Here is a 19,882-nt window from a genome sequence, read left to right on the forward strand (position 1 = left end):
AGCCATAATTCGCAAAGCGTGAGATGTTACCCCACTTAAGGAAACCATGCGCTTCTCAGGATCATCATGAACACACAACAAGGTCTTTACGAAAACGTCACGCTCATCGACGTGCAATTGGCATCCGTCTATTACCCGATTCTCGTTGACTCGGCCAAGCATAAGCATTGTCTGACTTATACGGAGTTGGTCGATCGAGCCAAGCATGAGCACCCCGACAGCGAAGTGGTTCAAAATGCTATTCCGGTATCCACGGGGCGACGACTGGATGTGGTCAGGCTGTTCACCGATGAGCGTGAGTTGCCAGACCTGACGTCGCTGGTGATCAGTAAAGGCACTGGAGAATGTGGAAGCTTTTTTACTCGTCACTTCGATCCCGTGGCTGCGCGCGAGCAGGTCTTCTCATACGATTGGAATACCGCAACCACAGATTTTGCAGGTTTCGTCGAAGTGACCGAGAGTGCCGTGAAACCTCGAAAAAAGGTCAAGAAGCCGCAGGCTCGCGAACGCATGGCGGCTTACTATCAGGCGAATAAAGCCGGCTTGCCGTTAAATGTAAGTGAATACAGAGAAGCCATCATCGAGCTCATTATGGAAGGCTTCCCTGACGAGCAAGCCTATTCCCTGGCGCTTCGCCAAACAGGCTGAGCCTCCCCGTCTACCGTCCAATGAGCCCGACCCGGTTCAATACAGATCCCGCCTACCCAGCGCGCATGTGAACTGTGGTCAGGCCAATAGGCGTTTGCGTCGAGCACTTCAAGACCGAGCGCCGTCAGCGCCAATTCCCGTCGCGGCCACTCCAGATGCGTCTCGGTTTCCACCAGCAGCGGCTGGTCGCCATCGATCAACGGTCGCAACAGCGCATGAAACATCATGTCGCCCAGGAACGGCAGCGGTTCGCGCCTGGCCATCAGTTCGGCGAATACCCGGCCAAATTGCACCGGCCCGACTTCGGCGATATAGCCCAGGGCCAGGCGTTCGGTCAGGGACAAGCCATCCCGGGTGCCGGGTAATTCCTGCAGTTGGCGCAGCAGCGCCGGCGCGAGCAAGGGCAGGGCACAGTGCTTGCCGTGAGCCAGTTCGGCCCAGCGCACGGGTGAGGGGTCGCAATACGCCCCCCACGCCTGTTTGGCCAGTTGGATCGCTGCCTCATCCACCAGGCGCCGCTGGGGCCACAGCCAGGCGAGTACATCGGGCGCCAATTGGCCGATGCCGATAAACCGCTCCACACCGGGAATGCGGTCGACTTCGATCAGTTCAAGTTTGGGCGGTAGGCGCTCCAGACCCGCCAGTGCGCGTATCAGAAACAGCTGGTCATAGGCATCCGCTTCGCACCACAACACGCTGTGCTGCGCCGTTGCCAGGTGTTCAAGCCGGGCATATTCGTCGGCCAGTCGCCGCGCCACCTCGGTCTCATTCAAACCGAACGCGTGGCTGATGAACGCGCCACGCAGGGGTTGGTAGTCATCGCCGGGCAGGTCGCGCACCGGGCCCATGCATAACGGATCGGTGAGCATCTGGAATTGCCCTGTGAACCCCGCCACCTGCAGGCTGTGAGCGATGTCGTTGCCACAGCGCCAATGGGTGGTGCGGGCTTCGTCGCTGGCGATAAAGTCGGGGTGGCGTGTGGCGAAGTCCAGGGCGTCGACATGGGCCTTGAGCTTGGGCCAACTGCTGAAGCCCAATCCTCTGGCTATCTGCCATTGGGCCTGGGACAAGGTAGCGTTGGGGTCCTCGCGCTTGAGGTGCGGCAACAGTTCCTTGGCGCGCTTGCGCTGCTGCTCAAGGTTGAGGCGGCCGTTGGTAGTGGAAGCAACAGGGCGTTGTGACATACGAGCTCCTTGTACAAACCTTTTCCGCTTTAAGGTTGGGAGTCGTAGAAATGAGGTCGAGCTGTGATGTCTTGGGCGCAGCCCTTTCCGCGGAAGGTGGCGTAGAGAGCGCCAGGCGGGAAATATAGGCAGTGTGGCGGCCGATTGCAAACTCAGACCGGTTCTTCGGGCCTGCGATCAATCCAGTGAGTCTTGATGCCCTTGGCCCAGGCCACCGTGTAGAAACAGCTCAGCAGCACAATGCCCCATTGCTCGGCATTGATCGACGACCAGAACCAGAACGGCTGCCCGGCCATGCCGAACAGGCAGGCGTAGCGGCGCACCTTGAGGCGTTTGCTTTGGCTGAACCAGATAGCGACGACGCCGAGGGCGGCGATCATGAGTTGCGCGATCAAAGCGATTTCCCTTACCAAAGGTGAGAGGGCGCACGCCTCTCCCACCTGTTGATCTGTTGCGTGCAGGGACTATTTGTCCTTGCGCGCATCCATGGTTTTTTGATGCTCGGCAAGGAACGGCTGTTCCGCCGGATCGAAGCGATCGATCCCGGCGGTAAAGCGATGCCAGTACGGGTACAGCGGCTGACGACGCGTCACGGCCTCGATGCGTGAGGATTGTTCCTCGGTCAGTTTCAACTCGGTCGCCGCAAGGTTGTCGCGCAGATGCGCTTCGGTGCGGGCGCCGACAATCAGCGAGGTGATCCCCGGGCGATCCTTGAGCCACGCCAGGCAGGTACGCGCCACCGACACACCGTGCTCGTCGCCTACGGCGGCCAGGGTTTCGATGATATCCAGCGCCCGTTCCTGGTCATGCACGTAGGGTTCCGGCCAGCCGCTGCCCTGGCGGGTATTGGCCGGTGGTTTATGCCCGCGTCGGGTCGAGCCGGTCAGCAGGCCTTCACCCATCGGTCCCCACACCAGCGTGCCGATATTCTGGTCCAGCGCCATAGGCAGCAGCTCGTACTCGGCCTCGCGGGATTCGGGGGTGTAGTAGATCTGCTGGGTGATCGGCTTGAGCATGCCGTGCAACTCGGCCTTGCCCAGGGCCTTCATCATTTGCCAGGCGGTGAAATTGCTGGTGCCGAAGTAGCGGATCTTGCCCGAGCCCACCAACAGGCGCAGCGCTTCAAGGGTTTCTTCGATGGGCGTCAGACCGTCCCAGTTGTGCAGTTGGTACAAGTCGATATGGTCGGTGCCCAGGCGCTTCAAACTGGCTTCACAGGCGCGAATCAGGTGGTAGCGCGACGAGCCGGAATTGTTCGGGTTCTCGTCCACCGGGCTGCGGCCCTTGGTCGCCAGCAAGATGTCGTTGCGCTTGTCGCCCAGGGCTTTGCCGACCACTTCCTCGGCCAGGCCATGGGAGTACAGGTCGGCGGTGTCGATCATATTCACCCCGGCGTCGAACGCGATATCGAACATGCGCCTGGCCTGGGGCACGTCCACCGCGCCGCATTTCTCGAACTCGGCACGACCGCCAAACGGCACGGTGCCCAGGATGATTTCCGAGACCAGCAGGCCGGAATGGCCCAGTTGTCGGTATTGCATGTTGCCTCCTACATTGCGTTGCACGTGAAGGTGTGAACGATGGGAGGGGCGATAGTTTGAATTTTTTTATCCAGCCTTCCTGTGCCTGCCGCGCCATTGCCGTCACAGAGGCACCTCATCCGCCAGCGCACGGGCAGAAATTCACGCGTTTATGTGCTTGGACGAACTCATCTGAATTGGCTGAAATTGCTCCTGTAAGTTAAAGGCTTGTAGGAAAGTTCTTGTTTTTATGTGTTAGTTATTTAGCTGCTACGTAGTTCCAGTGAGTGTTGAAGGAAAGTTCCTACGTATATTTCCTGGATTGATAAGTTGGCGTTTCGGCTGTTGCTACCTGTCCGTTTTGCTAGCTATTATTTTTCCAAATGATTTGCTAGCGTCTAGGACTACCGCGAACGGTGCAGAGGCTTGAGTATGAAAGATATTGAATGAGGACAATCGACAGCACGTGGGTGGCTAAATGTTAATACAGCGGACAGGAATAATCATCGGCTTGGTATTTTGCTTGATTAGCGCAGCGTTCGACGTTTACGTTGCGTTGATCACACAGTCGATCAGTACGCTGAACGTTGTCTTCTATTGTTTCATGACGTCGGCCTGTTTTTTTGGTGCCTGGGCGCTCTATCGAAATAGGCGCTCACTGTTTTCGAAACTAAGCGCTCAATGGCGATTAGTCGTTATCGTCAATCTGGCGGTACTGCTCAATTGGGGCGGGTTGTTCTACGCACTGCGCTATCTGGAACCTGCGGTAGTCGGCGTAGCGTCGGTAGCCTGTGGGCCGGCGCTGACGTTGATTATTTCGTTGTTCAACAAACGTGGCGTCAAGGTCGCTCTTGCGGACGCGCTGGTTTCATGGCTCGTGCTCGTCTCGGTGGCGGTCATGTTGTTCAATTCCTTTGTGGGGGACAGCGGCGTCGTGACTACCACCGATGGCCAGCGAGTGCTGGGTATCGCCAGCGTGTTGGCGTGCGCATTGGGCACGGTCATGTACACGGTTTTTTCCAAGGAGATGTTCGCTCGTCAATGGACCGTATACGAAATTCTGGGTATCAGAAACATCGCGATGGTTGGCGTTTGTGCCGTTGCAATTCCTGCCACGGGAGGCAGTTTCATACTCGAACGTGAGTGGGTTCCGCCTTTGGTGGTGCTGGTGGTGTTAGGGCATTTGCTGCCCATTTACCTGATCCAGAAAACTATCTATTACCTCACGCCTATTCACGTTTCCCTGGTATTGCTGACGCTTCCTGTATTCGTCCTGTTGCTCCAGTACTTGGATGCGAGGGTTGAATTCTCCGTCGCCAGCGTCGCCGCGGTGATTCTGATTGTTTTGCTGCTGCTGGGTAGATCGCTGCATGCCTTGAAAAGGGAGGCGTTATGAGAGTGGTGATGGTCGATGGGTTTTCATCCGGGAAATTCCTGGCCAAGCAATTAAAAGATGAAGGTTGTGTACTGGTGCATGTGGCCTCATCCGATACGTTGGACAGCTACTACTACAAGGGTTTTGACTGCGCGCTCTATGAGCGGATGATCGTCAATCGCGACGTTGAAATGACCTTGGCGCAACTCCAGCGTTTCAAACCGCAGTTCATTCTTGCAGGTGCAGAAACGGGTGTGCTGCTGGCTGACCGGTTGAACGAACAATTGCAACTGCCTTATCGCAATCGTTTCGATAAAACCAACGCACGTCGAAACAAGTACGAAATGATTCAGTGCATAACCCAGGCGCAACTGCCTGCGCCGCGGCAGTTCGTTGCTGACGGCTGGGAGCCTGTTAAACACTGGATCGGTGAGCATGGACGCTTCCCTGTGGTCATCAAGCCGCTTGAAAGCGCAGGCGCCGATGGTGTGTTCATCTGTGAAGATATGTACGCCTGCAAGGCTGCTGTCGAGCGTTTGCTGGGGACGACCAACAAGTTGAATATTCCCAACACGCAGGTGCTGATTCAGGAGTACCTGGCGGGGATGGAGTATGTGGTCAATATGGTCTCACTCAACGGCCGACAGCTTGTCACTGAGGTCGTACGTTACCGAAAACAGCGAACGGCGAGCGGCGGCATTCTCTACGATATTGACGAACTGATTGGGCCTGACACGCCGGTTTATTCAATTCTTGTCGACTACACGCGAGCCGTGGTGCGGTGCCTGGGTATCCGAAACGGTCCCAGCCATGCAGAGGTCATGCTCACCGAAGACGGGCCGAAACTGGTGGAAATCGCGGCTCGCACTGACGGTATTCTTCGGCCCGGGGTTTCGAAGCTGACCACTGGCCTGGGTCAGATCGATGCTGTGGTTCTATCCCTTATGCAACCTGCGGCATTTGAGCAGCGTTCAGCGGGTGAAGTGGGTTACCAGCGTCTGCAACATACCTACAATGTCTGCTTGATCAACCGCTCGGAAGGCTATTTCGAAAAGGACGTATTTTTGAGGGAACTGCTCAAACTTGAGTCGTTCTTCGAGGCTGTGCTTTACGTTGAGAACGGCCAGCGCATAGGCGTGACTCAGGATGTGTTCAGCCAACCCGGCACGGTGTATCTGGTACACCCCGACCCGGCAGTGATCGAGGCGGATTACCGCAGAATTCGCACACTTGAGTTGCAGGGCGCTTATCTGGCTGCCAGGTAGCGGCATAGAGTGGGGAGTGCGTTACTGTTTCATTTTATGAAATGCTGGATTGTGAAATCTGGCCATTCCATTGACGGTTGGCACATAAGAACATTGCAGCCATCGACACGAATACTCGGTCGACCACGCCCTGGAGTTCGTCATGCCTGCGATCAAACTGTACGGTTTCCCCCTGTCCGGCCACTCCCACCGGGTCGAACTGATGCTGTCCCTGCTGGGCCTGCCTATGGAATTTATCCTGGTGGACCTCAAGCAGGGCGCCCACAAAACACCCGAATTCCTCGCCACCCTCAACCGCTTCGGCCAGGTGCCGGTGATTGACGACGGCGGCATGGTGCTGGCCGACTCCAACGCGATCCTGATGTACCTCGCCAACACCTATGGCAACGGCCAGTGGCTGCCCGCTGATCCGGTCGGGCAGGCACGTGTGCAGCGTTGGCTCTCGGCGGCGGCCGGTCAATTGTATGTCGGGCCTGCCACGGCGCGCCTGGCTACGGTGTTTGGCGCCCAGGTGGACACGGCCGTTGCGATCAACCACGCTCACGCCCTGTTGAGCGTGGTGGAGCAGCAATTGGGCGAGAGCCGCTTTCTGGCCGGCGACCTGCCGAGCGTTGCCGATATCGCCTTCTACACCTACGTGGCCCATGCGCCGGAAGGCAACGTGTCGCTGGCCGACTATCCTCAGGTGCGCGCCTGGCTCGCCAGCCTTGAAGCATTGCCGGGTTTCGTCGCTATGCCGCGCACGGTGGTGGGGCTGCAATCAGCGTAATGTTCAAGGGGTGTCGATGGACCGTTTTCATGAAATGCAGGTGTTCCTCGCAGTGGCCGAAGAGGCAGGCTTTGCCGCCGCCGCGCGGCGTCTGAACACCTCGCCGCCCAGCGTGACCCGGGCGATTGCCGCCATGGAACAACGCATCGGCACCCAGCTGCTGGCGCGCACCACCCGCAGCCTGCACCTGACCGAAGCCGGCCAGCGTTACCTGGAAGACTGCCGGCGTATCCTGGCCGAGCTGAGCGAGGCCGAGGAAGCGGCGGCGGGCAGTTATTCGATTCCCTGCGGGCAACTGAACCTGACCGCCCCGGTGCTGTTCGGCGAGCTGTTCGTGGCGCCCGCGCTGGGGGAGTATCTCGACCGTTTTCCCCAGGTGAACATCAATGCCCTGCTGGTCGACCGCGTCGTCAATATGAATGACGAAGGTGTCGATGTGGCCGTGCGCATCGGTCATCTGCCCGAGCCGGGGCAGCAGGCGATCGAAGTGGGCGAAGTGCGCCGGGTCGTGTGCGCGTCACCCGCTTACCTGGCGCGGCATGGGCGACCCCAGCGGCCCGAACAGTTGCGCGAAGCGAAGATCGTCGCCTCTTCCGCCAGCCAGCGGGTGCATGAATGGGCCTTCGTCGACGACGGCCTGCCGCTGACGGTGCCGATCGAACCGCGCCTGGCGGTCACTGCAAACAATGCCGCAGTCGCCCTGGCGCGGCTGGGGTGGGGCATGACCCGGGTGCTGTCCTATCAGGTCGCGGCAGCGGTGGCGGCGGGTGAGCTGGAGGTTGTCCTGCAGGATTTCGAGCCGGCCGCGCTGCCGATCCGAGTGGTGTTCCAGAACAATGGGCGAGTGCCGGCCAAGGTCAGCACATTCGTCGATTTTCTGGCCGAGCGCCTGGGGCATGACATGGCCCTGAAACCGATGAAAAAGCCGCGCGGCTGATGGAGCGCTATCGCGATATGCAGTTGTTCGCGGCGCTGGCCGGGCAACCGAGCCTGGCGGCGGCGGCGCGCTTGGCGCAGGTCTCGGGCCCGACCCTGGTGCGCGCGCTTGCGCGTCTGGAAGCGCGCTTGCGGGTGAGGTTGTTGCAGCGCAGTACCCGTGGGGTCAGCCTCACCGACGCCGGCACTGCCTACATGGCGGACTGCGTGCGCTTGCTCGCGGCGGTGGAGGTGGCCGAAGCGTCGGCCAAGGGGTTGCATAGCCAGGCCCAGGGCAATCTGCGCGTATTCATGCCGTTGCTGTTCAGCCGCTATGTGATGGCGCCGGTACTGGCCGCGTACATGGAGCGTTACCCGCTGGTGCGCCTGGTCGCCCACTACCACGACTACTACCCGAACCTGCACGAGGAAGGGCTGGACGTGGCGGTGCTGGTGGGCGAGTTGCCCAATTCATCCTTGATCGCGCGACCGGTGGGGCATGTGCGGCATGTGCTCTGCGCCAGTCCCGGCTACCTGGCCGCCCACGGCGAGCCGCTGCACCCCGACGCACTCAGGCAGCACCATCTGATCGCCGATGCCGACCCGGTGCAGTGGGACTTCGCGCACTCTCAGCTCAAGGCCCGTGCACGCCTGCGCTGCGCCACGGTGCAAGGTGCGATCAATGCGGCCGTGCAGGGCGCGGGGCTGGTGCGGTGCTTGAACTATCCGGTGCACGAGCACCTGGCGAGTGGCCGGCTGCGTCGCGTATTGCCAGGCTTTGAGCCGCCTGCGGTGCCGGTGCAGGTGGTCTATCGCGAAGGTCGCCATGCATCGATGCGCGTGCGCAGTTTTGTCGATGAGTGTGTAACGGCATTGCGCGGCCACCCGGCATTTCAGCTGGCGTAATAGTGGATTGCCTGGGGTGGTCATTCTCTCGGCGTAAGCCTAGGCGCAGCATCCAGTTATCCAACGAGAGGTGGCCGTCATGAACTCAATCGAGCAATCCCCCTGGCATGCCGGCGAACGGCAACTGCAAGCCAGTGCCGGCGCGGCCGAGCGCATGGCCGTGATCGGCCCGAAGGTGGTACGCGATCATCTGCCCGAGCAACATCGCGATTTCTATCCCTTGCTGCCGTACCTGGTGGTGGGCGCGGTGGATGAACAGGGCACGCCGTGGGCGACGATGCTCGAAGGCGCGCCGGGTTTCGCGCATTCACCTGACCCTTACCGGTTGCAGATCGACAGCCTGCCCTCCAACAGCGATCCGGCGCGCGCGGGAATCACGGCGGGCGCAGCCGTTGGCGTGCTTGGCATCGACCTGAACACCCGCCGGCGCAATCGCATGAATGGTCGCATTGGCGCAGTGGATCACGAAGGCTTCGCGGTCGACGTGGTGCACAGCTTTGGCAACTGCCCCAAATATATCCAGTTGCGCCCGGTCGACACGATTGCGCGCAAACCCGCCAACGTGGCCGAGCGCAGCGACAGCCTGGATGGCGCCGATCAGCACATGATCCGCAACGCCGACACCTTCTTCGTCGCAAGCTATGTCGACCTGCACGGCGAGCGTTCGGTGGACGTCTCTCATCGGGGCGGGAACACCGGGTTCGTGCGGGTGCAGGGCAACGTGCTGACCATCCCCGATTTTGCCGGCAACCTGTTCTTCAACACACTGGGCAACCTGCAAGCCAATCCGGTGGCGGGGTTGTTGTTCATCGATTTCGAGTCGGGGGATGTGCTGCACGTGGCGGGGCGTACCTCGCTGATCCTCAGCGGGCCGCAGGTGGCCGAGTTCGAGGGGGCGCAGCGGTTGTGGACGGTGACCGTGGAACAGGTGATCCGGCGTCCGACGGCCCTGGCATTGCGTTGGCAGTTCGCGGGGTTTTCACCCTATAGCCTGGCGATGGGAATCGGGTAGCCAGGCGCGGTCGCAGATCCGATGTGGGAGCTGTCACAGCCTCGCTGAAGCTCGGCAGCTCCCACGTTCCGGATCAGGCGACCGGGCATTCCCGATTCAGCGCATCGTCCACCAGCAGTTTCGCTATTTCGATCATTTGCACCACGGCCAATACATGCTTGCGACTGGCGCCATCCACGTGTTCGGCGCAGTCATATGCGCAGACAGTCGCTGACTCCAGCATTTCGCTGGCATTGCTCAAGGCGGCTTCAGTGCTGAGGCCGGGGCGGATGGAGAAGATGACATCGGGGGGTAATTGCAGGTTGTCATCCGAGGGGGATGGCGGGGGGTTGGGCGTGACTTTTTTCATGGTGAAGCTCCTATGAATGAGCACCTCCATTTCGCTACCACACGAAGTAAGGAGGCGACTGTACACGGGGTGGTAGACCGGTCATAGAAACCCGGCAGGCCGAAGCCTCCCATGCACAGCCGCCACAAAGCAGCCCGCACAAAAAACGCCCGCGAGCGTTTTGGGGTCTATGAAAGAACTGGGCTACCACACCCGTTCGCTGATTTTGCAGCGACTCGCGAAGGTTAGCGGCGGGGTTCATCGGACGCAACCCGAAAGTTGCGTAAGAGCGGTCCGACAAGCGTGATGCGTCTCCCGCTTGCTGAATACCCTTGGCGGCGGAGCACGCTGTTCGGATGAAAACGCCGGGCTTGCGGAGTTTTCCGATGGAAATCGGCGGAAGTAGAAGGATGTTGTTACCGCACGCCCACGTTGGCATCAGGAACCTTTCCCACCGGCTGGCCACGCATGAGTGCTTGTTGAACTCAATGCCCGACGGTGACGGTGGGCAAGTCATGCATCCTTGATCGCACTGCGATTTCGATCCTTTCGTTAAATGAGGCTATACACAATGGTCACGCTCAACACAGCTGACGGTGCAACTTCTCCACTGGCGGGTAAAACCCTTGATCAATGCGAGCGTTTTGGCCAGGTGCCGGCCCATCATGTGATTGGCCAGGTTTTAAAATCCAACCGCAGTGACCTGGAAATGGCCGAGCTGTTGAAATTGCTGGGCACGCTGGTGACAACGCTTAAAACCTGGATGAACAACGACAACGCACCGCACACGCCCCCCGTGGCCGTGATACCCAAACTGCCGGTCTGAAGCGGCCCTAGCGTGCAGTTGCAAGGCTTGTGGGCTGATCCCACGCGCCGCCGAGCGCGGTGTACAGGTTCACCTGCGCCACCAGTTGCGCCAGGCGATCGACAATCAGCGCCTGCTGTGAATTGAACAACGCGCGCTGCGCATCGAGAAAGGTCAGGTTGCTGTCGACGCCGCTGCGGTAGCGGTGCTGGGCCAGGTCATAGTAATGCTGGTTGGCGGCGACGAAATCCCGTTGCGCGTTCAGTTGGTCGTCGAAGGTCTGGCGCGCGGCGAGGCCGTCGGCGACTTCCTGGAAGGCGGTCTGGATGGACTTTTCGTACTGTGCCACCGTGATGTCCTTCTGCAGCTTGGCGTAATCAAGGCTGGCACGCAGGCTGCCGGCGTTGAAGATCGGCAGATTGATTTGCGGCTGGAACGTCCAGGTGCCCGCGCCGCCCTTGAACAAACCGGAGAGCTGCGTGCTGGTGCTGCCGGCGTTGGCCGTCAGGGTGATCGACGGAAAGAACGCCGCCCTCGCCGCGCCGATATTGGCGTTGGCCGCCTGCAACTGGTATTCGGCCTGGAGGATGTCCGGGCGCCGTTGCAGCAAGTCTGAAGGCAGCCCCGCAGGCACCTGGGCTACCAGGTCGTCGGCCAGGGCGCGTGCGGGCAGGTTGGCGTCCACCGGGCCGCCGACCAGCAGCGTGAGGTTATTGAGGTCCTGGGCCACCTGGCGTTCGTAGCGGGCCACGCTGGCGCGGGTACTTTCCACCGCCGTGCGCGCCTGCACCACGTCCAGCGCCGAGGCCTTGCCGGCGGTTTTGCTGCGGCGGGTCAGTTGCCAGCTGCGATCGTTGGCCGCCAGGGTCTGCTCGGCCAGGGCCAGCAGCTCCTGGTCGGCACGCCAGGTCAGGTAGGCATTGGCGACGTTGGCCACCAGGCTCAACTGTGCGCTGCGTCGCGCTTGTTCGGTGCCCAGGTAAGTCAGCATGGCCTGTTCGCTGAGGCTGCGGACGCGGCCGAACAGGTCGAGTTCATAGGCACTCAGGCCCAGGGTGGCGGAGTAGTTGGAGGTGATCGCCGACTGGCCGGTGCCGGTCACGCCCGCCGGCAATTTCTGACGCTTGCCGGCGGCCGTGGCCGACACCGCCGGGAACAGGTCGGCGCGCTGAATGCGGTACTGCGCCTGGAAGGCCTGCACATTAAGTGCGGCTACCCGCAGGTCGCGGTTGTTGGCCAATGCTGCGTCGATCAACGGCGACAGCGCCGGGTCATGGAACAGCTGGCGCCAGTCCACGGTGCCGGGCAGTGTGCCGGCCTGCGCCTGGCGGTACACCCCGTCCTGGGGGTAGTGGGTCGGCACGGGCGCGTCTGGGCGCTGGTACTCGGGGATCAGCGAACACCCGCCGAGCATCCAGGCTGCGCCAACGGCGGCAAGGGTCAATTTTTGCATCAGGCGCCCACCATCCATTTGGCCAGGCCGTGTCGGCCACTCACGCCGAGCTTGGCGGCGGCGCGCTTGAGGTAGGTTTCAATCGAGCTGTTTTTCACACTGAGTTTTTCCGCGATCTGCGGCACGGTGCCGCCGGTCAACAGGCCCAGGCAGACTTCCTGCTCGCGGGCCGAGAGGGTGATGTCGCTCAGCGCCAGGCGCTTGTAGAACTCACGCTGCAATTGCGACTGCTCCAGCCCTATGGGCCCAGGCTCCGCCTCGGTGTGCGGCGCCTGGCGCAGGATCTGCACGTGGCGCTCCATCAACGGCAGCAAGGTTTCGGACAGGCACTTGAGAAACGACAGCTGCGCCAGGGAAAACCCGCGCTCGGCAGGCGGGCGGTAGAACGAAATCACACAGCGCCGATGGCCCTGGCGCGAGACCAGGTTGCACTGGTGCGAACTGCCGCGCGGGTGCGCGCTGTCGGCCTTGGCTTTCATCTGGATCAGCAGCGGGTCCTGCATGCGCAGCATCTGGCGCAGCAGCGGGTGGTCGTCAAGCGCGTGCAGTGTCTGGGGCGCGGGCAGGTCTTCGTTCAGCCCGGCACTGCCCAGCAGCTTGATATCCAGCACCCTGTCGCGCAGCTCATCGAGGCTCCATTCGCTGAGGTCCACCAGATGAACCGGTATCCATTTGTCCACCAGGTGCAGCATGTTCGCGGCGAAATTGGCCTGGCCACTGCTGGAAATGAGCTTGCCCATTTCGGCGTAGAACTGTGGGTTCTGGGTGTCGGTAATACTAGGGGTCAGACTCATAGCCATCTCATCCTTGATCGAAAACCGTCAACGGAGGCCCTGGGTCTGTTCGGGGCGCTCCGTACTGCTTGAACGTAACTCGGCGTTCGAGATTTCATTTAGCCATAGCGATTTGTCCTACGTATGTAGCAGAAACGAGGGACACAAGCTGCCATAAAATCCGCGTCATTAATTCGACGTTTCCTGCAGATAATTCAGCAGACGAAAAGGAGGGGCGAATCTTTAAAGATACTTAAGATGCTGATAAATAAAGAAAATACATAAATTTAAAAATACTTTTCAAATTAAGCGTCGGACAGATATAGCCAATCTCCTACATGGCTTTCATCGTTTCAGCAATGAACCCTCAGACAAGCCCTTGTCGATCCGTTTGGATGTCCGGGTTTCGGGTGTCAGGCGCCTGTGCTTGACCATGCTCAAATCCGCTCAATTCGTGGTAATGGGCGACCCTGCGCGGCCAGTGCCTGACCCCCCATGAGAAGGATCTTATGACGCAACTTTCCAGCCCGCCGGCCAGCTTCCCCCTTACCGCCGCGCAACACGACATCTGGCTCGACCAGCTGCGCGTGGGTCATTCGCCGTTGTACAACATCGGCGGCTACGTCGATCTGGCCGGCGCCGTCGAACCTGCATTGATCCAGCGTGCGATCGAGTTGCTGGTGGCGCGGCACGACGCATTGCGCACCCAACTGCACAGTGGCGCCGATGGCTTGCCCCGGCAAACCTTCGCCGCCGAATGGACGGTGGACGTACCGCAGTACGACTTCTGCGGCTTGCCCGACCCCGAGGCCGCCGCCCAGTCCTTGATCCAGGCGCAAATGGCCCGGCCCTACGCCATGAGCGGCGAACCGTTGTTTGGTTTTTTCCTGGTCAAGCTCGATGACGACCATTACCGCCTTGGTACCCAGGCCCACCACCTGATTCTTGACGGCTGGGGGTTCGGCCAAATGCTGCAATCCCTTGCCCAGCTGTACACCGCCGTGCAGCACGGCCGGCAACCGGAGGGGTTGGCACCGTCCTATATCGACTACATCGACACTGACCAGCGCTACCGGCAATCGGCCCGCTACGCGCGCGATCGCGACTATTGGCTGGACAAATACCAGGTGCTGCCCGAGCCGCTGCTCACGCCAAGGCACACCGCCAAGGCCGCGAGCAACACCTGCGTGCAACCCTTTCCGGTGGCGCTGCTCAAGCGCATGGAACACGTGGCCAGCCGCTACCAGGCTTCGGCGTTCCATGTGTTGCTGGCGGCGCTGTACGTGTATTTCACCCGTACCGGCCAGCGCGATGAATGGGTGGTGGGCCTGCCGATGCTCAACCGCTCCAACGCGCGCTTTCGCGCCACGGTCGGCTTGTTCGCCCAGGTCAGCGCGGTGCGGTTGCAGTTCAGCGAAGCCTTGAGTTTCGCTGACCTGGTGCGTGGGGTGCGCGATCAGCTCAAGCAGGACATGCGCCACCAGCGCTTCCCCCTCAGCGAGATGAACCGCGAGCTGGGCCTGCGGCGTACGGATCGCGGGCAATTGTTCGACCTGTCGGTGTCGTTCGAGCAGGACGACCACGACCTGCTCTACGGTCAGGTGCAGGCCCGTGCGGTCAAGGTGTCCAACCACCATGAGCCGCTGCCGCTGGCGATTCACTTGCGCAGCAACCGCTACCAGGACACGGCGTGCCTGCATTGCGTCTATAACGAGGCGTACTTCGAGCAGGGCGACATGCAGGCCTTGGCACAGCGCCTCACCGGCTTGCTGGAGCAGGGCCTGGCAGACACGACGCTGACGGTGGGCGAGTTTGCGTTGATGACGCCACAGGACCAGGCCCGCTTGCAGCAATGGAATGCCACCGCGCAACCCAACACCACGCCGCAGACCCTGCATGGGCGTATCGAGGCTCAAGCCGAGCGCACGCCGCACGCGGTTGCGGCGGTGTACCAGGCACGGCAACTGACGTACGCGCAACTCAACCGGCAGGCCAATGCGCTGGCCCACCAACTGTTGGCCCACGGCGTGCAGCCGGATGACCGCGTCGCGGTGCTGGCGCGACGCGGCCTGGAGACCCTGGCCGGGTTGCTGGCGGTGCTCAAGGCCGGCGCCTGCTATGTGCCGATAGACCCGGCCCATCCCGCCGAGCGCTTGAATTATCTGCTGCACGACAGCGCGCCCGTGGCGGTGCTGACCCAGCGCGACCTGCTGCATCGCCTGCCGGCCCTGGGTGTGCCGGTGCTTGCGCTGGACGCCTCCAGCGACCCCGGCGCCGACGGCAACCCCCAGGTCGCAGTGACGCCGTCCCACCTTGCCTATGTGATTTACACGTCCGGCTCCACGGGCTTGCCCAAGGGCGTGATGGTCGAGCACCACAGCGTGTCCAACCTGGTGGACTGGCATTGCCAGGCCTTCGACCTGCACGCGGGCAGCCATACCGCCAGTGTCGCCGGGTTTGGTTTTGATGCGATGGCCTGGGAAGTCTGGCCGGCGCTGTGCGTCGGCGCGACCCTGCACCTGCCGCCCGCCCATGACGGCGCGGAAGATATCGATGCGCTGCTCCAGTGGTGGCGCGCCCAGCCATTGGACGTGTGTTTCCTGCCCACACCGGTGGCCGAATACGCGTTCAGCCAGAACCTGGCGCACCCCACCTTGCGCACCTTACTGATTGGCGGCGACCGCCTGCGCGGGTTCAACCGCGCGCAACGCTTCGACGTCATCAACAACTACGGCCCGACCGAAGCCACCGTGGTCGCCACCTCCGGGCGCGTTGACGCCGGCCAGCCGCTGCACATCGGCGCGCCCATCGCCAATGCCCTTATCTACCTGCTGGACGCGCAACAACGGCCGGTGCCGGTTGGCGTCGTGGGGGAGCTGTATGTCGGTGGCCAGGGCGTGGCGCGCGGCTACCTGAACCGTCCTGAATTGACGGCCGAACGCTTTCTCGACGACCCCTTCAACGGCGGCCGTATGTACCGCAGCGGTGACCTGGCGCGCTGGCTGCCGAACGGCAGCCTGGAATACTTGGGGCGCAATGACGACCAGGTGAAGATCCGGGGTGTGCGTATCGAGCTGGGGGAAATCGAAGCGGCCCTGGCGACGCATCCGTCGATCAAGACCGCCGTGGTGGAATATCGCGAAGGGCAATTGCTGGCCTGGTTCATCGCGCATCACCCGGTGGACATCGAAACCCTTCGCGCCCATCTGCACGTCTCGCTGCCCGATTACATGCTGCCGGCGGCCTACGTTCATCTTGACGCGTTGCCCCTGACCGCCAATGGCAAGCTCGACCGCAAGGCGTTGCCGGCGCCCACCCAGGCGGCCTTTGTCACCCGCCGCTATGAGGCGCCCCGCGAGGGCGTCGAAACCACCCTGGCGCAGATCTGGGCCGAGTTGCTGCAGGTGCAACAGGTCGGCAGGCATGACCATTTCTTCGAACTGGGCGGGCACTCGCTGCTGGCGGTGCAGCTGGTGCAGCGCATGCGCGAGGCGGGCCTGCAGGCCGATGTGCAGGTGTTGTTCGGCCAGCCCACCCTGGCCGCGTTGGCGGAGGCCAGTGACGGCGGCGAAGTGGCGGTGCCGGCCAATCGCATCCCGGCCGGTTGCACGCAGATTACGGCGGACATGCTTGCCCTGGCCGACCTCGACCAGCCCAGCCTGGACCGCATCGTCGCCGGCATCCCCGGTGGCGCCGGCAATGTGCAGGAGATCTACCCGCTGGCGCCGTTGCAGGAAGGCTTGCTCTATCACCACATCACCGATGAGCGCGATCCCTACCAGCAGCATGCGATGTTCAGTTTTGCGCGCCGCGAGCAGTTGGACGCGTTTGCCCAGGCGCTGCAACAGGTGATCGACCGTCACGACATCCTGCGCACCAGCCTGGTGTGGGATGCCCTTGAACAGCCGATGCAGGTGGTGTGGCGGCACGCGCAGTTGCCGTTCGAACCGCTGCGTGACCCCGCCCGGCCGCTGGACCTGCGCCACGCGCCGCTGATGGCCCTGGACTACGCCGAAGAACCGCACCAGCAGCGCTGGGTGGCCAGGCTGCGCTTCCACCACTTGGTCAACGACGCCACCTCGACCACCGTGCTGGTGGACGAAATTCGCGCCCATCTGCTCGGTCAACAGGCGCAGTTGCCGATGCCGGTGCCGTACCGCAACGTGGTCGCGCAGACCCGTTCAGCACAGCGGCAAGCGGCCCACGAGGCGTTCTTTCGTGAGCGCCTGGCGGACGTGGATGAACCGACGCTGGCCTTCGGCTTGCAGGAGCGCCAGGCCGATCGGGCTGAAATCGAAGAGTGCGTGCAGGCGCTCGATGCATCACTCAACCAACGCCTGCGTGCCCAGGCTCGCGCGGTTGGGGTCAGTGCCGCCAGCCTGTTTCACCTCGCGTGGGCGCAGGTGCTCAGCCGCGTGGCCGGCCGCGAAGACGTGGTGTTCGGCACGGTGTTGCTCGGTCGCCTGCAAGCGGGCGAGGGCGCGGATCGTGCCCTGGGCATGTTTATCAACACCTTGCCGCTGCGCGTGCGCCTGGCCGGGCAAAGCGTGGCAGACGCATTGAGCGACACCCATCAGCAACTGAGCGCCTTGCTCGTGCATGAGCAAGCCTCGTTGGCCCTGGCCCAGCGTTGCAGCAGCGCCGCGCCGCTGTTCAACAGCCTGCTCAATTACCGTCACACCAGCGCCGAGCCGGCGTTGAACCTGGTGCCGGGTATCGCCTTGCTCAGCAGCGAGGACATCCTCAGTTATCCGCTGATGCTCACGGTGGACGACATCGCGAGCGGCTTTCGGCTCAAGGCCAAGGCGCCGCGTACAGTGGGGGCCGAGCGCGTGCTGGGTTACCTCGCCACCGCGCTTGGCGCTCTGGTCGAGGCGTTGGAACAGGCGCCGACCACCCCGGTGCGCGATGTGCAGGTACTGCCCCCCAGCGAGTTGCAACAGCTGCTGGTGGACTTCAACGCCACCGTCACCGCCTATCCCGAAACCCTCACCGTGCAAGCGCTGTTCGAGGCCCAGGCGCGGCAACTGCCGGATGCCGTCGCGGTGCAGGCAGGCACGCAGCAACTGACCTATCGCGAACTCAACCAACGCGCCAATCAGTTGGCCTTTCACCTGCGCGAGCAGGGTGTAAAGCCCGATTCGCGGGTGGCGCTGTGCGTCGAGCGCGGGCTGGACCTGGTGGTGGGTTTGCTGGGGATCCTCAAGGCCGGTGGTGCGTATGTGCCGTTGGACCCAGGCTATCCCCGCGAACGCCTGGCCTACATGCTGCAAGACAGCCAACCGGTGGCGCTGCTGCTCCAGGCCGCCACCCGTGATTGTGTGCAGGATGTGGCGGTGCCGATGATCGATTTCGACCACTGCACCTGGCACCAGGCGCCGACCGACAACCCCGCGGTCCCGGGTTTGACGGTCGACCACCTGGCCTACGTGATGTACACCTCCGGCTCCACCGGCACCCCCAAGGGCGTGATGATCGAGCATCGCGGCCTGGGTAACCTCATGCACTGGGGCTCCCGGCTGTGCCCGCCGACCGCGGGTGGTGCGTTGCTGCAACGCGCGCCGTTCAGCTTTGACGGCTCGGTGTGGGAGTTGTTCTGGCCGCTGACCCAGGGCATGCGCCTGGTGCTGGCGCGACCCGACGGGCATCGCGAGCCGGCGTACCTGGCGCAGGTAATCCGCGAGCAGCGCATCAGCGTGATCAAGTTCGTGCCGGCGATGTTGCAGCAGTTTCTCGAATTGGAAGCGTCAGCCCTGTGCACCAGCCTGACCGACGTACTGTGCGGCGGTGGCGAGCTGACCGAGGCCCTGGCGCGCGGGGTGCAGGCGCGCTTGCCTGGCGTGCGCTTGCATAACGTGTATGGGCCCACCGAAGCCACGGTGGACAGCAGCGCGTGGACCCTGGAACCGGGCGCGCCGGTGCCCGCGCTGCAACTGCCGATTGGCCGGGCGATCGACAACACCCGCCTGTATGTACTGGATGACCACGACAGACCGGTGCCGATGGGCATCAGCGGCCAACTGCACATCGGCGGCGTCGGGGTTGCCCGTGGGTACCTGGGCCTGGCCGAGATGACTGCCGAACGCTTCATCGACAGCCCCTTCGTTGCCGGCGACCGGCTGTATCGTACCGGCGACCTGGTGCGCTACCTGCCGGACGGCAACCTGGAATTCCTCGGGCGCAATGACTTCCAGGTCAAACTGCGCGGCGTGCGCCTGGAGCTGGGCGAGATCGAAGCGCGTCTGGCCGCTCATCCCGCCTTGCGCGAAGTGGCGGTGCTGATTCGCGACGAGCGCCTGGTGGCCTACTTCACCCTGCGCGAGCAGGCCCCCGGGCTGGACGCGTTGCGCGCCCATGTGCTGGAACAGCTGCCTGAATACATGGTGCCGGCCGCCTTCGTGCAACTCGAGAGCCTGCCGCTCAACCCCGCCGGCAAACTCGACCGCAAGGCCTTGCCGGAGCCTGGGCTGGAGGCGGTGGTCAGCCGCGCCTATGAAGCGCCTCAGGGCGAGGTGGAAAACCTGATGGCCACGATCTGGGCGCAGGTGCTGAAGCTGGAACGGGTAGGGCGGCACGACCACTTCTTTGAACTGGGCGGGCATTCGCTGCTGGCGGTCAACCTGGTGGCCCGCTTGCGCAAGGCCGGGCTGGAGGTGGATGCGCGGACGCTGTTCAGCCAGCCGACATTGGCGCAACTGGCGGCGCGCACGGTGCCGCAAGCGCCGCCGGTGGAAGTGGCGCAAACCGCCATCCCCCAACTCAACCGCCGCCGCCGAATCTGAGCATTGAAACGCGGACACTGTGGGAGGGGGCAAGCCCCCTCCCACATTTAACGGTGTTGCCTTCCCAACCGTCGAACGCCGTCAGCCGTGCATCTCAACCGCCGCCGCCGAATCCAGGCACTGAAAGCGCCGTCTGTAGGAGCGAGC

Annotated in this window: 15 protein-coding genes; 9 read left to right on the top strand and 6 right to left on the bottom strand. The window is 62.3% G+C overall.

Annotation, left to right across the window (positions count from 1 at the left end; all coding sequences use genetic code 11):
* The first annotated feature begins 66 nt into the window (after positions 1–66).
* Positions 67–648 (top strand): hypothetical protein, encoded by a 582-nt coding sequence (locus BFP89_RS20565; RefSeq protein ID WP_065887220.1) that lies wholly within the window; start codon positions 67–69, stop codon positions 646–648.
* On the opposite strand, the gene BFP89_RS20570 is transcribed toward BFP89_RS20565, so the two are convergent.
* The 3 genes from BFP89_RS20570 to BFP89_RS20580 form a co-directional block, all read right to left on the bottom strand.
* Entirely contained in the window at positions 618–1,832 is a 1,215-nt protein-coding gene (locus BFP89_RS20570; protein ID WP_065887221.1) for a DUF1835 domain-containing protein, read from the bottom strand. The genes BFP89_RS20565 and BFP89_RS20570 overlap by 31 nt on opposite strands.
* Before the next feature lie 152 nt (positions 1,833–1,984).
* On the bottom strand, positions 1,985–2,227 hold the full coding sequence (locus BFP89_RS20575; RefSeq protein ID WP_083203148.1) for a hypothetical protein: 243 nt from the start codon (positions 2,225–2,227) through the stop codon (positions 1,985–1,987).
* Between the two features lie 69 nt (positions 2,228–2,296).
* Positions 2,297–3,373 carry an aldo/keto reductase gene (locus BFP89_RS20580; protein WP_065887222.1) on the bottom strand — a complete coding sequence of 359 codons (1,077 nt, stop codon included), beginning with the start codon at positions 3,371–3,373 and terminating at the stop codon, positions 2,297–2,299.
* A 457-nt stretch (positions 3,374–3,830) separates the two neighbouring features.
* Here BFP89_RS20580 and BFP89_RS20585 point away from each other — a divergent pair, with 457 nt between their 5' ends.
* From BFP89_RS20585 to BFP89_RS20610, 6 genes are all read left to right on the top strand, one after another.
* A complete protein-coding gene (locus BFP89_RS20585; protein WP_065887224.1) occupies positions 3,831–4,748 on the top strand; it encodes an EamA family transporter in 918 nt (305 codons plus the stop codon).
* On the top strand, positions 4,745–5,992 hold the full coding sequence (locus BFP89_RS20590) for an ATP-grasp domain-containing protein (protein ID WP_065887225.1): 1,248 nt from the start codon (positions 4,745–4,747) through the stop codon (positions 5,990–5,992). Before BFP89_RS20585 ends, BFP89_RS20590 begins: the two co-directional genes overlap by 4 nt.
* Before the next feature lie 142 nt (positions 5,993–6,134).
* The gene (locus BFP89_RS20595; RefSeq protein WP_065887227.1) at positions 6,135–6,761 is read left to right on the top strand and encodes a glutathione S-transferase family protein; all 627 of its coding nucleotides are present in this window, start codon (positions 6,135–6,137) and stop codon (positions 6,759–6,761) included.
* 16 nt (positions 6,762–6,777) lie between these two features.
* Complete coding sequence (locus BFP89_RS20600) at positions 6,778–7,698, top strand: LysR family transcriptional regulator (protein ID WP_065887228.1); 921 nt, start codon at positions 6,778–6,780, stop codon at positions 7,696–7,698.
* On the top strand, positions 7,698–8,582 hold the full coding sequence (locus BFP89_RS20605) for a LysR family transcriptional regulator (protein ID WP_065887230.1): 885 nt from the start codon (positions 7,698–7,700) through the stop codon (positions 8,580–8,582). The genes BFP89_RS20600 and BFP89_RS20605 overlap by 1 nt, the downstream gene beginning before the upstream one ends.
* 79 nt (positions 8,583–8,661) lie before the next feature.
* A complete protein-coding gene (locus BFP89_RS20610; RefSeq protein WP_065887231.1) occupies positions 8,662–9,594 on the top strand; it encodes a pyridoxamine 5'-phosphate oxidase family protein in 933 nt (310 codons plus the stop codon).
* A 73-nt stretch (positions 9,595–9,667) separates the two neighbouring features.
* Here BFP89_RS20610 and BFP89_RS20615 read toward each other — a convergent pair whose 3' ends face one another.
* Positions 9,668–9,943: a DUF6124 family protein gene (locus BFP89_RS20615; RefSeq protein WP_065887232.1), complete on the bottom strand. Its 276-nt coding sequence runs from the start codon at positions 9,941–9,943 to the stop codon at positions 9,668–9,670.
* Positions 9,944–10,493: 550 nt separating this feature from the next.
* On the opposite strand from BFP89_RS20615, the gene BFP89_RS20620 reads away from it, so the two are divergent.
* The gene (locus BFP89_RS20620) at positions 10,494–10,748 is read left to right on the top strand and encodes a hypothetical protein (protein WP_065887233.1); all 255 of its coding nucleotides are present in this window, start codon (positions 10,494–10,496) and stop codon (positions 10,746–10,748) included.
* Between the two features lie 7 nt (positions 10,749–10,755).
* On the opposite strand, the gene adeC is transcribed toward BFP89_RS20620, so the two are convergent.
* Positions 10,756–12,180, bottom strand: coding sequence for an AdeC/AdeK/OprM family multidrug efflux complex outer membrane factor (gene adeC, locus BFP89_RS20625; protein ID WP_065887270.1), 1,425 nt, complete (start codon positions 12,178–12,180; stop codon positions 10,756–10,758).
* The gene (locus BFP89_RS20630; RefSeq protein ID WP_065887235.1) at positions 12,180–12,974 is read right to left on the bottom strand and encodes a helix-turn-helix transcriptional regulator; all 795 of its coding nucleotides are present in this window, start codon (positions 12,972–12,974) and stop codon (positions 12,180–12,182) included. Before BFP89_RS20630 ends, adeC begins: the two co-directional genes overlap by 1 nt.
* Before the next feature lie 488 nt (positions 12,975–13,462).
* Between BFP89_RS20630 and BFP89_RS20635 the strand changes: the two genes are divergently transcribed.
* On the top strand, positions 13,463–19,735 hold the full coding sequence (locus tag BFP89_RS20635; protein ID WP_065887237.1) for a non-ribosomal peptide synthetase: 6,273 nt from the start codon (positions 13,463–13,465) through the stop codon (positions 19,733–19,735).
* The last annotated feature ends 147 nt before the right edge of the window (positions 19,736–19,882 follow it).

Origin of the sequence: Pseudomonas sp. 31 R 17, from assembly GCF_900004915.1 — a bacterium.
Lineage (GTDB): Bacteria > Pseudomonadota > Gammaproteobacteria > Pseudomonadales > Pseudomonadaceae > Aquipseudomonas > Aquipseudomonas orientalis_A.